The sequence below is a fragment of the Idiomarina sp. T82-3 genome (genome assembly GCF_001577655.1).
Classification (GTDB): Bacteria; Pseudomonadota; Gammaproteobacteria; order Enterobacterales; family Alteromonadaceae; genus Idiomarina; species Idiomarina baltica.
Window position 1 is genome coordinate 249,299 of record NZ_LSBQ01000001.1, and the last position, 12,964, is coordinate 262,262.

The window sequence follows — 12,964 nt, forward strand, 5'->3', positions numbered from 1 at the left end:
TCAAGTCAGCAACAGAACCTCGTTAACGAATACCCATCGCTTCTTTCCAATGGGTTCTGCAACACGATATATAGCGGTCGTTACCGCCAATCGCAATTTGTTGGCCCATCTTTACTGCATTACCGTGCTCGTCCACCCTAAGCGACATCGTTGCTTTGCGTCCACAGTGGCAAATCGTCTTCATTTCAACCAGTTTATCTGCGACAGCGAGCAATACCGCGCTACCAGGAAACGCATCACCAAAAGCGTCGGTACGGATGCCGTAGCACATGACCGGAATATTGTGTGTATCGACGACCGTCGTAAGTTGCCAAACTTGTTGTTCCGTTAAAAATTGCGCCTCATCAAGCAACACACAATCAATCCGACGCTGATGATACTGCTTTAAAATCAGTTCAACGAGATCACAGTCCTGCGTAAACTGGAGGGCATCACGCGCTATACCTAAACGTGAGGCAATTTTCCCCTGTCCTGCGCGGTTATCAATCGCGGGGGTCATGAGTAACACTTGCTGCTCACGCTCTTCATAGTTATGTGCCACCTGTAATAACGAGGTGCTTTTGCCGGCATTCATCGCCGAATAGGTAAAATAAAGTGATGCCATAGTGGGATTCTTTTTATTATCCAAGTCAATTCTGTGCCAAAATAATGCCAAGCAAATGTTACCGAGGAGTTTTCGATATGCAATACCCTGCCGATTTTATCAAGGCCATTCCTAAAGCTGATCTTCACTTGCACTTAGATGGTAGCTTACGTGCATCAAGCCTCATTGATATGGCTAAACGCGCCAGTATCGAACTCCCCAGTTATACAGAAGAAGGGTTATTTGATCAGGTTTTTAAGTCTCACTACAACAATTTAGGTGAGTACTTAAACGGCTTTCAATATACCTGTGCAGCGCTCCGCAACCTCGAAAACCTCGAACAAGCCGCCTACGAGCTTGCTATCGATAACCAGGAAGAAGGTGTCAACTATATCGAGGTTCGCTTTGCCCCTCAGTTATTAATGAATCCAGCTGCAGGTGTGACTTTTGATACCATCATGCATGTGGTCAACGATGGTTTAAAGCGAGCTAAAAACGAATACAACCAACAGCCGAGTGTGCAACAAGGCGAAAAGCCACCCTTTGACTATGGCATCATCAACTGCGCCATGCGCATGTTCGGTAAGAAAGGTTTCTCACCCTACTATACTCAGCTCTTCCAACATCTACGCGACTTTGAACCGATGCAAGTGATTCGCACGGCGGCGATGGAATTGGTACGCGCCAGCGTCAGAATGCGCGACGATGAAGGCTTACCTATCGTCGGTTTAGATATCGCAGGACAAGAAATCGGCTATCCGGCAAGCCAGTTTAAAGATGTGTACGAATACGCCCATGAAAACTTCTTGTTAAAAACGGTACACGCGGGTGAAGCCTATGGCGCGGAAAGTATCTTCGAAGCGCTCACGCAGTGCCACGCGGATCGTCTAGGTCATGGCTATTCGTTATTCTCGCCTGAAATGACCGAGGATCCGTCGATTGAAGATCCTAAAGCGTATGGCGAAAACTTGGCTTCATATATTGCCGACCGCCGTATTGCTGTTGAGGTTTGTCTTACCAGTAATCTGCAAACCAATCCAAGCATCGGTGGTATCGAGAACCACAACTTTAAGCATATGCTCGATAACCGTCTAGCCACGGTTATTTGTACGGATAACCGACTGGTATCGCGCACGACCGTCAGCAACGAATATCAATTAGCTGTCGATAATTTTGATATCTCGCTAAAACGTCTAAAAGACATGGTCGCCTACGGTTTTAAAAAGAACTTTTTCCCAGGCGACTATGTGGCTAAGCGCGAGTATGCGAAGAAAAACTTAGCTTACTTTGATCGTGTAGTTGAACAATTTGGACTAAAAGACGCCAGCCACTCTTGAGCGGGAACAGGATAAGCGAATAAATACCCTTGCATAACAATCGTGGGGCAGCGCTCGGTCAAGAAGCGCGCCTCACGCTCTGTTTCAACACCCTCGGCAATCATGCGTAAGTCCAAGTGCTCACCTATCGAGAGAATGGTTTCAACGAGCGCATCATGCGTCGCTTTCTCACCGATACTGCGGACGAAGCTTTGATCGATCTTGAGTTCACTCACCGGCAGTTTTTGTATATACGCTAAGGATGAGTAGCCTGTACCAAAGTCATCGATAGAGAAACGTATACCCAGTTTGCTTAACTCGCGCATGACTTCGATGACTTTCTCTGTGTCTTCTATCAATACCCCCTCGGTGACCTCGATCATCAACTGATGGGGTTTAAAATGATAGTTTTCTAGTAACTCACTCACTGCATGAACTAAATCGCCCCGAACAAAATGTCGGGCAGAGATGTTCACTGACAGTGCATCAATGTGATGCTCAGCCATTTCTTTTGAGGCGAGAATTTGTGCGGCACGCTGCAATACCCAACTGTCAATCGATAGAATCAAATCTGAGCGCTCAGCAATCGGTATAAATATGCCCGGGCTAATGAGTCCCTGATCCGGGTGATGCCACCGTACCAAACCTTCGGCACTGACCACTTTGCCCGTCGCATCCACTTGCGACTGCAAATATAAATCAAGCTCATCGTTTTTTATCGCATGCCGTAGCATTCTCTCGACATCGAATTGCCGCTTAATTTCCTCTCCGTATTGCTGACGATAGACGGCGAAGTGATTGCCCCCGTATCGTTTTGCCTTGTGCAGGGCTGTTTCGGCACGACGTAACAATTGTTCTGCATTACCACCTTTTTGTGGATAGACGACCGCGCCTATGGTTGCTGACATGGTTAGTACATCATCGTCTAACTGAATCGGCTTGCGGATGACCGTGAGCAACGCCTCGCAGGTCTCATAGAGCTTCTCTTTGACCACTTCGCGTTTAGAAACTTGCGGAGGGAACAGAACAGCAAACAAATCAGCGCCCAAATGCGCGAGCTGCAAGCCCTGTTGTTCCGTCCACTGCTTCATTCGTTCAGCAAAAGATTGTACCAAGCGATTGCCAAACTCATGACCACGCGCATCATTAATCTGTTGTAATCGATCAATGTCGACGAGTAGCAAGTTGCCCAACTCACCCTCTTCTAATGATACAAGTACTTGGTCGATGATCTGAGTGATATGCAAACGGTTGGGTAAACCGGTCAGCGTCTCGTAATAAGCCATATAGTGAAGCCGTTGCTCATCGGCTTTACGCTCGGTAATATCGTCTTCAACCGCAATATAGTGAGTACATTCGCCTTGTTCGTTATAGACCGGCGTAATAATTGAATACACCGTATAAACTTGTCCATCTTTGCGTTGGTTAAGCAACTCACCGCGCCATGTTTTCCCTTGGTTTAGGGTGTCCCAAAGCTCCTGATAAACCGATTGTTGCGTCAGACCTGACTTGAGAATGCGGGGATTACTGCCAACGAGCTCGTCTCGTTGATAGCCGGTAATCCACTCAAACGCCTTGTTCACATACTCAATTTGGCCTTTGGCATCGGTAATGATGATGCACTCATTACTTTGATCTACGGCAGTTTCTAGGTTTTTAAGTTTCGACCAATGCGCATGACGCTCGGCAGCGATCGCCTCAACCTGACGCGCCAGCGCCGCGATATCATCCTTGCCGCGTACGTCAATAGCAACACGTTGTTGCTCATCCCGCATCGCTTGCACACCGGTTTGCATGTAGCCAAGCCGTTTACTAATACGGTAATTCAGATATCGGTGCAGAAGTGCAACCAACAACAGCACGATAATGAGCTGAATTGTCAACGTGGTAATACGTGACTGAGCCACACTCCAAAAGGTATGCTTTTGCTCGAACGCGATCATGAGTGAGAAAGGTCGAAATTCAGGAAAGTCCGAAGATACCGTCAGCGGCACGTAAACAATCAAGCGACCTTGGTCCTAAACGTGATGTAGCGTGATATCGCTGTTTGCATTGAGTTCATGCCAAGTTTGCGGCGCGATATTCAATGCTTGATATAAAGGTTTATCAAGCCAGTGATGATCAGCGGCATACTCGATACGCCCCTCTCTATTATAGATAAAAGCAGCTAGGACATTGGGTTGCTCGAGCAGTTGGGAGAGAATTTCATGCAACAAATCCGTACGTTCATAACGAACCACGCGGTCGAACGTTGCTTGCATCATGCGCGCTGTAGTTAAAACTTCTTGTTCGACCACGTGTCTGTTTTCAGTTGTCTGTTCCGTAATCGTGAAGGTTGCTAAACTGACAAACATAGCAATACCGACAAAGCCCACTAAGAAAGAAATCTGTGTGCTTAGCCGTTGAAAAAACTTGATCGCCGTCGCTGTCATTGTAGCGCTCCATCGCTGAAAACAGATATTAAATATCATTAACGCGAATTATGCGGCTTCACTAAATTTAATCAACACTCAGCGGTCTTTTTTCTTCATTAACTGCCAAAGCGCGTCGCAACAAACTGATTCAAAGCCTTATGCACGACATAACACACCATCATTGCCGCAATAATAGCGACCAAGGTACTACTAAGCCGGTAGAGACCTGAATACACAAGATCTTGCGTAGGTGATAAGTACTGCCCAAAAAGAATACCTAACGTTGTGAGTGCACCAAAGCCGACGCCAGCGCCGGAAGCCTCAAGCACATGAAGTCGAGCAAACAACATCACACCAACCCAAAATAAGGGCACAATAAGCCATAATGCGTCGTACCAATCATAAAGTAATAGCTGTACTGAAAGCCCAAACATGACACCGATCAGCGTGCCCATCGCGCGTTTACGCGCGTAAGTCAGCGCCCCATTCCAATGCATCGGGAATAACACCAAAATAGTGGTTGCTTGCGCGGATATTGAGTCTTGCAAATCAAACAGCTGAAAGACCAAAAATGATAGGGTTGTCACCGTGGCACCCAAAATCGCCTCATGACGGACACGGTTGGATGATTTTTCGGGGGCTACGGGAGGCGCACTGGGCTCCGCTTTGTTGGGAATTAATGTATGCATCATAAAAGCAATAACGATAGCCAACAATGACGCGAAAAAGTTACTCGCAATGAGGTTATTGACGTCAGTATTTGGATAGCTCGCATAGTGCAACATGATGCTTAGCATCAACACGCCATTGGCACCAAATAGAAACGCAGTGCCGCGTGCCATAAAAGCAAAGCGATACAGAAACAACAAAAATGCGACCATCGTCATGAGTACCGGGTGCCCACCTAATAACTGCGCCACGATACCGACTTCAATCCCACACATGACTGATGCTGCCAATAATTGGCGCGCCACATGTCCGTTAATGACCGGCACTAAACCCAGCAAGAGCATGGGTAGTACGGTAAAGAACACACCATAGGATAAGTCAAACAGCGTGGTGACTAAGAAGCCAATGGACGCCCCGAAGGCAATGCGCAAGCATTGCCGTAGACCATTTTCAGTTAATCCGAGCGGTTTCATACGTGCTCCACGCTAGTAAATATAATGTAACCAACCCAGTAGACGCACTTGGGCTTGTGCAACGGCGGTTTTAAAGCGGCTATCGGGCACAATTTGTACCGTTGCCTTAGCGCCCGCTGGACGGGTGTTATCAATACCTTTGGCAAGGCTCAGGTGCACACGCATACGTTGGGCATCACGCACCCAGCGGTTCGAGTTAACCGGCTGTGCGAGTGTGCCATCCGCGCTCAACTGACCTGCGTTAACACCGGCATCAACGCTATCGATCGTCGCCTCATAAACGGTACCTGGCTCGGCATCAAAGACAACCAGTGCGCGCTGACCTTTTTTTACATGGCGCAAATTCTTTTCCCTAAAATCAGCTACAATATCTGCTTGAGGAGATACCAATGCGAGTAACGGGTTACCTTGACGAGCATACACACCTTCGCTGAGTTTTAAGTTACTTACACGACCCGCGTGTTGCGCACGCACTGTGGTATAGCTCAAGTTCAGCTTGGCATTATCGACCGCATTTTTAGCCTGTTGAATAAGCAGGTTGTGGGCATTGTCTGAGTCACCGCGCTGAACTTTGAGGCTCTCCAGTTGCGATTTAACCGCATCAACATTTGCTTGTGCTTGCAGCGCCGCGCTCTGCGCCTGATCAAACGCTTGCTCAGATGTACTGCCTTCTTTCACTAAGTCTTTGATTCGCTGCGCCTCACGACTTTGCTCATCAGCAGTCGCTTGTGCTGACTTTAGCTTTGCTTGAGCAGCACGAATTTGTGCATCCAGTTGACGGTTCGACTGTTGTGCTTGCTGCAAAGCTAATTCAGCTTGCTGTAGCTGCAAACGGAAAGGTCGAGGATCTAGCGTAAATAAAGGATCGCCCGGTTCCACATACTGATTATTGTCAACCAACACTTGCTCTACCGTACCGTTAACCTGCGGCGCGACCTGAGTGACTACGCGAGTCACCATTGCTTGCGGCGTAAGCGGTAACGCTAAATCGGCCCAGAGAAAATAAGCAAACAATGCGATAAAGCCGATAAGCGCACGCTTAACCCACTTTGCGAATTTTTCATCAGCTGTCATTGTGTGTCACCTCCTTGCTTATCGTCTCGCTTCTTTTGTTCACTGCACATTTGGTGGGCGTTACGCGAAATCACAGCTAGTACATGCTTAACCGTTTCAATGTCTTCGTCGGCAATGTCAGCCATCAGCGTACGACGTACTTTTAGGATTTTGGCTTCCATTTTTTTCACCAACGCATGACCTGCATCGGTTAGGTAAACTCGCTTCGCACGGCCATCGTCTGGACATACGCGCCGTACAACAAGTGACTGTTGCTCTAGCTGTGTCAACGTTCGCATTAATGATGCGAGTTCTATTTCCAACGCCTCTGCCAATTGCTTTTGACTTGCGCCATCGCCGATTCGCACCAGCTTCCACATCGCGCTCCAGCGTGGGTAAGTTAAACCTAAGGGTGCAAGTTCACGGTCGGCGACAGATTGCCATTGTCGTGCCACTCGGCCCAAACGTTCGGGCACGGACAGTTGTTTGAGTTGCTCTTGCGAGAGTGTCATAACCTGATCTCATTTAGTTAGCTTGCTAAGTATATTAACAAAGTTAGCATGCTAAGTAAATTAAGGTGGTTTCGATGGGTCTAATCGGAAAGACAGATACAAAAAAGCCCTCGAGTGAGGGCTTTCGATAAACAGCGACTGAAGTCGTGACCTATACTCGTTATCTGAAACAAAATGTCGAAAATAGGGTCAGCATAGTTATATAGCCGTTTATTTTAAGAAGAAAACTAACTGACCTCATTTTGTTTTTCACCAAAATTTGTACTGAATGTATATTAATAGCTTAATTTTAGCTTTAAAGCGACTCAAAGCTAGCATTTTTCAACATTTTTTAATCAAGCAGAAGCTTGTTGGCAGCCATGATTAAACTTTACGCCTAGGTAATACCAATGAAAAGCGAGGGGTTGAACATTTAGAGGACTGATATATCTCTGTGCCCCCTGAGTCTTTTCAGTATCATTTACTTCAACGACTGTTAAGACCCTTTACTAGTTATAAGGCAGCTTTTTTAGGCATGGCGAAACCTGACCATACATAGCACTCTTAATCTCTACAGTAATGCGCCCCTTGATGTTGTGTTGAGGGGTTGAGTCGTTTAACGTCAGTTACATAATCAGAAGTCAAAGTTAGATAGGTTTTTCAAGTTAGAGCGTAACTAAGAGTGCAAAAAGTTGCGTTTTTATTTAAGGGGTTGCAAGATAAGGAGTTAAATTTTTTAGTAGGTACCTAGAAACCTCAAACTGTCATCTCATCAATTTCAAAAATACACACAGCATAAACACTCCAAATAACTAGGTAATAGTGCGAGCAAAACTCAAGGAACATTGAATGTCAAACATCTCTCTTCTAGCATCTGCTGCGATATTCAGGTCACTGTATGACAACAAAAAGGATATTTATGACGTTATTTCTGATTTTATTCGAGCATACATTCTTCTCAATGCAAAGTGGGCGTTTAACTCAACCGAGTGCACTAAAGGGGTAAATGATACTTTTGGATTTAACATCCCTGAGGCAATAATTAGGTCTTGTTTAAGAAACAGATTAAAAAGCAATGACGAGTTAGAACTCAAAGATGGAATATTCATAGTTACCAACCACTTCGACAAAAGCAATGATATTCAGTCTAAATTTAGAGACTCAAACCACGAGTTTGAAGAAATAAAGAAAAAGTTAATCGCTCATACCTTAGAGCACGCTGTAGTGGAAATAGATAATGAGAAATTAATTAGCAGCCTCCAGAATTACTTGCTTAATAAGAGCATCCCCGAAGAGTACGCGGGTTATATAGCTCATTTTATACTAAAGAATGAGGATAATTCTGATTTCAAAGAAAAGCTAAATAGAATTGAGGAAGGATTAATTTTATACGCGGGAATACAGTACTCTCCAAACCTAAATGAATTAGGACATTGGAAAGGTGATCTGACTGTATTCCTAGATACAGAGCATTTATTCAGTGCAACGGGATTGAATGGTGTCTTATATAAGCAGGTATTTGATGACCTCAACACGTTAGTGCACGATGTAAACTATGCCAAACGAAAAAGAGGGAAAATATCGTTCAGGTATTTTCCTGACACGAAAAAGGAAGTCGATTCATTCTTCTACGCAGCTGAAAAGATTCTAGAAAACAATTCTAGTATTGATCCCTCAAAGACTGCAATGCTTAATATCGTTAACGGCTGTAGCTCAAAAAGCGACGTTTTAGAGAAGAAATCCAAATTTGAAAGCGACCTTGCGCGTCTAAAAATACTCCCAGAAGAATTTCAAGACTACTACGAAGACCCTGACTTTAATGTTGAAAGCGCTAATGGTATCGACGGATTACACGCTAAATATAATGGAGAGTTTGACGCACATGTATTTTCAGATATTCTCAAAACATTTACAAAAATAAACTACTTTAGAAAGGGTATAAGTAAAGCACCCATAGATAATGTCTCAGCAATTTTTTTAACCGAAAAGTGGTTGATTCGTTCGATCGCATTCTCTGAAGAAGTACATGAAGGGAAAGGATTTGTTCCCTACGCAACAAATATTGAATTTTTAACAGAGCGACTGTGGTTTAAGTTAAATAAAGGGTTCGGGAAAAACACTACCCCTCTATCATTTGATGTAATAACTAAAGCTAAAGTGGTTATTTCATCGCAATTTAACAACAGAATTTCAGATGAATATACCAAGCTTAATAATAAATATAAAAACGGTGAGATTGATGAAGAAAGCACAGCTCTACTAATAGCAGAGCTTAGACAAAAGTCCTTCAACCCAGATGCAATTGATTATGGTCGACTTGACGAAGCTATCAACCCGGTCAGTGATGCATTAGTTGAGGATGCATTAAGGGAGAAAGCCTCCTTGCAGTTGCAAGCTAAGGAGGGCATGGACGCGAAACACGAGTTGCGACAACTAAAAATAAGTAATAAAAAGAAAAGTGCTGAATCAATTAAAAATACAGTTCTCTTATATTCTAGAGTTACTAAATTTTTCATCTATGCAATAGTTCCAGCCACTATATTTTACCTACTAATCATTCTTTATGATCCAAATGATACGGTACTGTCCCTTGTTTTCGGGACGACAGGCCTTGTAGGATTTATTCTTGCTTTCGTAAAGCGCAGAACCATTAATGGCGTCATACGCCGTTATGCGAGAAATTCCTTTCGACAAAGACTTAACAAAAAATTTCAGCGTGTAAACCGCTGAACTAACCATTAAGCACAAGATATGACAATACACGAATTAGAACTTCTTGATAATGCGCTTGACAGCATGTCAGAAGCTTTGTCGAAATTTGAGGAGGCCGACGCAGGTGATCACAGGGCTTACAAGTTTGCCGTCCTTCACATGGCGCACTTCATTGAATTGATGTTTAAGCACCACATCGCGTCGAAACACCCGTTGTTGATTTATAAAGATCCTTTTTCAAAGAAGCTGGACAAGAATAAGACGATAGGTCTCTGGGAGGCTGTAAATTTCATCAATAACGAATCTCCTGATACGGTATCGCCGGAGTTTCGTAAAGACTTAGAATGGATAAAGCGACTCAGGAACGAGATAGAACATCACAAGTTCGCGATGGATGTCCCACAGGGGCGAACTACAATTGGTCGGTTGTTCCGGTCTGTGATGGAGTTTCTTGAAAACTATACAGAGATAGAAATAGAAGAGCATATTCCAAAGTATGCAAAGGAAACATTCAAGATTCTTTCTGATGAGTATGAGTTTTCGGTCCGCGACGCTATCAGACAGGCCGAGAACGTGGAAGAAAATAACCCTATTGACTACTCCAATGACCCTTATGCGGCTCCGAACCGTCTTGAATGCCCAGAGTGCGGTCACCCAACGCTGATCGTAAACGAAGACTCTGTAACAGGGTATCGTTGCACTTTTTGTCAAAACGAAGAGAGCGATGAGCTACCCGCAAGCTGCGACATTTGTGGCACTGACACTACAATTGGAGATTTGGTCTACTGGGAAAACGAAATGGGGCAAATGGAGGGGCGTTGCTATTATTGCTCAGGACGTCACCATGCTGAAAAGGATGATTAGTCTTGATCAGATTCGCAACTAGGACGACCTTTTATTCTCTACAAAAAGGCAAGTTGAATCGCCACTGATTTGCTAGACACCTCATAGCCATAGATAATGGCATAAAAGAGGTGCTTATGAGTAACAACCGATACCCTGAAGAATTTAAAATCGAAGCTGTCCGCCAAATTACCGATAAAGGCTATTCTGTTGCTGACGTTTCAAGACGGCTCGATGTTTCCGTTCATAGTTTGTACGCCTGGGTTAAAAAGTATGGCTCAGAAGCGGAAAAGCACGAAGCTAAAAATGAAGAGCAGGCTGAGCTGAAACGCTTGAGAAAAGAGCTGCAACGTGTCACTGAAGAGCGTGACATATTAAAAAAAGCCGCGGCGTACTTCGCGAAGCAGTCCGACTAAGGTACGCCTTTATTAAGCATCACAAGGACTGTTGGCCGATACGAAGGTTATGCCGCTTACTGGACGTCCATCCGAGTGGTTATTATGCGTGGCTCAAAGAGCCTTGCTCGCGTCGACAAAAGCGCGATGCTCGTCAAACGGGTCTTATTAAGCAATTCTGGCTGGAGTCTGGTGGCGTCTACGGTTATCGAAAAATCCACAGTGACCTGCGCGAATATGGTGAGCGGATTGGTATCAATCGAGTTCACCGGTTGATGAAACTCAGTCAGCTTAAGGCTCAGGTTGGTTACCGTAAGCCGCGTCAGCGTGGTGGTGTCTCTCATATCGTTACGCCCAACAAGTTAAACCGGGAGTTCAATACTGAGCAGCCCAATCAAGCTTGGGTCACCGATGTCACCTACATTAAAACTCATGAAGGCTGGCTCTACTTAGCGGTGGTTGTTGACCTGTTCTCGCGACGGGTCATTGGCTGGTCAATGCAACAACGTATGACAAAAGAGTTAGTTCTTGATGCGCTACTTATGGCGATATGGCGACGAAAGCCTAAACAAAAAGTTGTGGTGCACTCTGATCAAGGCAGCCAATACACAAGCCATGACTGGAGCTCATTCCTAAAGAGCAACAACCTGGAAGGCAGCATGAGTCGTCGTGGTAACTGTCATGATAATGCGGTTGCTGAGAGCTTTTTCCAGCTACTTAAAAGAGAGCGTATTAAGCGGAAAATATATTCAAACCGAGCCGAAGCTCGACGAGATGTATTTGACTACATTGAGATGTTTTACAACTCAAAACGCCGGCACAGTTCCAATGATCAGTTATCACCGGTAGAGTATGAAAAACGTTTTGAAAAAACGGCTACTGAGTGTCTAGTGAACTAGTGGCGATTCATTCATAACGAGAGCCGGGTCCCAAAGCTTGCGATGCTGCAGTCCCGTGTAACGGTCGTATATCTTTGCTGTAGTCTTTCTTCGATATCCTTTTTTGCAGCGCTTCCGTTTGATTATATTCTCGTTTATAGAAATGACGCAGCTGCCATAAGCTTGGTAGATTTTCCTCAGCAACATCCGGAAAGTAGTTGTGATACATGGTTTCTAAGCGACGATGTGCATAGGGAAATGAATGCCCCTTGTCGCTTAAAATATACTTATCAATCGCTATCCGAAATAACCGCTCAGTTTGTTCATCAACAATTGCACCCGTACCTGGTGAATACTTACGCGGGCGGCCTAATTTTTTTTCTTTGGCAACACGCTTTTTGCCCTTGCCACCAGAATTCTTGTAGTCAGGCAGTAAGGCATTAGGTATTTGTCCCCGTTGCCAGTATCTCCGCGCTAGTCGGTAAACCGTCTGCTTTGTCGTACCAAACTCACTAACAATTTTATCAACTACCGGTCCTCGCCTTTTCGGATTATAAAAATCAGTTAGTTCAATCAAAGGCCTCAACACCGAAAAATTCTTATCCCGTTTATCACGGGCAACGGTTCCCTCGCCCGGAGATTCATATGCAAGGTAGTTATACGGGTCGTCTATACGCTCAAGAGCGTCATCATCAATTGCCTTATAAATTTCGCCTGTAAGAATTAACTCGGGCAGAGCTTTTTCATCGTCCAGACTTATCCAGACGAGTTGTTCATCAAGACTTTCAAGAATGCGAAAGCGCTCATCGTGAAACTTAATTACTTCATTGATTCGAAACACGATATGCCTCCTTGATAAAACCCAAGTCAGAGGCACGCAAATCACCCACCTTTAACTTCGTGATGGAAGTAAAAATATCAAATTCAAAGTAACGCTTAGCTAAAAGACGCCGAACCTCATACAACGACTCGCCGGCATTCAGGCCATAACTGGTATCGAGTTTCTTACACAGTGAAATGATGGTTTGATTGGGGTTTCGGTGTTTTTCAACCGAGTTGTCCAAAAAACCTGTTTTAAGCAACCGCAGTATTACGCTTAATTTCCTCGACGTTGGAGGGATTCAGCGCAACGTCACC

At 44.8% G+C, this 12,964-nt stretch carries 12 protein-coding genes; 4 read left to right on the top strand and 8 right to left on the bottom strand.

Annotated features, from left to right (window positions below; translation table 11 throughout):
- Window positions 1–22 precede the first annotated feature (22 nt).
- Window positions 23–604, bottom strand: a complete 582-nt coding sequence (locus AWU56_RS01145) for a thymidine kinase (RefSeq protein ID WP_286681533.1) — start codon at window positions 602–604, stop codon at window positions 23–25.
- A gap of 77 nt (window positions 605–681) precedes the next feature.
- On the opposite strand from AWU56_RS01145, the gene AWU56_RS01150 reads away from it, so the two are divergent.
- The gene (locus AWU56_RS01150; protein ID WP_286681534.1) at window positions 682–1,920 is read left to right on the top strand and encodes an adenosine deaminase family protein; all 1,239 of its coding nucleotides are present in this window, start codon (window positions 682–684) and stop codon (window positions 1,918–1,920) included.
- Here the strand turns inward: AWU56_RS01150 and AWU56_RS01155 are convergent.
- The 5 genes from AWU56_RS01155 to AWU56_RS01175 form a co-directional block, all read right to left on the bottom strand.
- Window positions 1,866–3,905, bottom strand: a complete 2,040-nt coding sequence (locus tag AWU56_RS01155; RefSeq protein ID WP_286681535.1) for a putative bifunctional diguanylate cyclase/phosphodiesterase — start codon at window positions 3,903–3,905, stop codon at window positions 1,866–1,868. The two genes, AWU56_RS01150 and AWU56_RS01155, sit on opposite strands and share 55 nt — an antisense overlap.
- 12 nt (window positions 3,906–3,917) lie before the next feature.
- On the bottom strand, window positions 3,918–4,331 hold the full coding sequence (locus AWU56_RS01160; protein WP_286681536.1) for a hypothetical protein: 414 nt from the start codon (window positions 4,329–4,331) through the stop codon (window positions 3,918–3,920).
- Window positions 4,332–4,429: 98 nt separating this feature from the next.
- The gene (locus AWU56_RS01165) at window positions 4,430–5,455 is read right to left on the bottom strand and encodes a DUF2955 domain-containing protein (RefSeq protein WP_286681537.1); all 1,026 of its coding nucleotides are present in this window, start codon (window positions 5,453–5,455) and stop codon (window positions 4,430–4,432) included.
- A gap of 12 nt (window positions 5,456–5,467) precedes the next feature.
- Window positions 5,468–6,529 carry an HlyD family secretion protein gene (locus AWU56_RS01170; RefSeq protein WP_286681538.1) on the bottom strand — a complete coding sequence of 354 codons (1,062 nt, stop codon included), beginning with the start codon at window positions 6,527–6,529 and terminating at the stop codon, window positions 5,468–5,470.
- A complete protein-coding gene (locus AWU56_RS01175; RefSeq protein WP_286681539.1) occupies window positions 6,526–7,020 on the bottom strand; it encodes a MarR family transcriptional regulator in 495 nt (164 codons plus the stop codon). Before AWU56_RS01175 ends, AWU56_RS01170 begins: the two co-directional genes overlap by 4 nt.
- An 828-nt stretch (window positions 7,021–7,848) precedes the next feature.
- Here AWU56_RS01175 and AWU56_RS01180 point away from each other — a divergent pair.
- The 3 genes from AWU56_RS01180 to AWU56_RS01190 all read left to right on the top strand — a co-directional run bounded on the left by AWU56_RS01180 (window position 7,849) and on the right by AWU56_RS01190 (window position 11,848).
- The gene (locus AWU56_RS01180) at window positions 7,849–9,729 is read left to right on the top strand and encodes a hypothetical protein (protein WP_286681540.1); all 1,881 of its coding nucleotides are present in this window, start codon (window positions 7,849–7,851) and stop codon (window positions 9,727–9,729) included.
- A 21-nt stretch (window positions 9,730–9,750) separates the two neighbouring features.
- A complete protein-coding gene (locus tag AWU56_RS01185; protein WP_286681541.1) occupies window positions 9,751–10,575 on the top strand; it encodes a DUF3644 domain-containing protein in 825 nt (274 codons plus the stop codon).
- A 116-nt stretch (window positions 10,576–10,691) separates the two neighbouring features.
- Window positions 10,692–11,848 (top strand): IS3 family transposase gene (locus tag AWU56_RS01190; RefSeq protein WP_416361483.1). Its coding sequence is split into 2 segments (ribosomal slippage): window positions 10,692–10,926 and window positions 10,926–11,848, totalling 1,158 coding nucleotides; the frame shifts between segments, so codons are not numbered across the junction.
- A 7-nt stretch (window positions 11,849–11,855) separates the two neighbouring features.
- On the opposite strand, the gene AWU56_RS01195 is transcribed toward AWU56_RS01190, so the two are convergent.
- Entirely contained in the window at window positions 11,856–12,668 is an 813-nt protein-coding gene (locus AWU56_RS01195; RefSeq protein WP_286681543.1) for a hypothetical protein, read from the bottom strand.
- The gene (locus AWU56_RS01200) at window positions 12,652–12,891 is read right to left on the bottom strand and encodes a TnsA endonuclease C-terminal domain-containing protein (RefSeq protein WP_286681544.1); all 240 of its coding nucleotides are present in this window, start codon (window positions 12,889–12,891) and stop codon (window positions 12,652–12,654) included. Before AWU56_RS01200 ends, AWU56_RS01195 begins: the two co-directional genes overlap by 17 nt.
- Between the last annotated feature and the right edge of the window lie 73 nt (window positions 12,892–12,964).

Bases quoted from the DNA above. Each gene is read 5' to 3' on its own strand.
- AWU56_RS01180 (WP_286681540.1), top strand. From the start codon at position 7,849: ATGTCAAACATCTCTCTTCTAGCATCTGCTGCGATATTCAGGTCACTG.
- AWU56_RS01165 (WP_286681537.1), bottom strand. From the start codon at position 5,455: ATGAAACCGCTCGGATTAACTGAAAATGGTCTACGGCAATGCTTGCGC.
- AWU56_RS01150 (WP_286681534.1), top strand. From the start codon at position 682: ATGCAATACCCTGCCGATTTTATCAAGGCCATTCCTAAAGCTGATCTT.
- AWU56_RS01185 (WP_286681541.1), top strand. From the start codon at position 9,751: ATGACAATACACGAATTAGAACTTCTTGATAATGCGCTTGACAGCATG.
- AWU56_RS01160 (WP_286681536.1), bottom strand. From the start codon at position 4,331: ATGACAGCGACGGCGATCAAGTTTTTTCAACGGCTAAGCACACAGATT.
- AWU56_RS01170 (WP_286681538.1), bottom strand. From the start codon at position 6,529: ATGACAGCTGATGAAAAATTCGCAAAGTGGGTTAAGCGTGCGCTTATC.
- AWU56_RS01145 (WP_286681533.1), bottom strand. From the start codon at position 604: ATGGCATCACTTTATTTTACCTATTCGGCGATGAATGCCGGCAAAAGC.
- AWU56_RS01175 (WP_286681539.1), bottom strand. From the start codon at position 7,020: ATGACACTCTCGCAAGAGCAACTCAAACAACTGTCCGTGCCCGAACGT.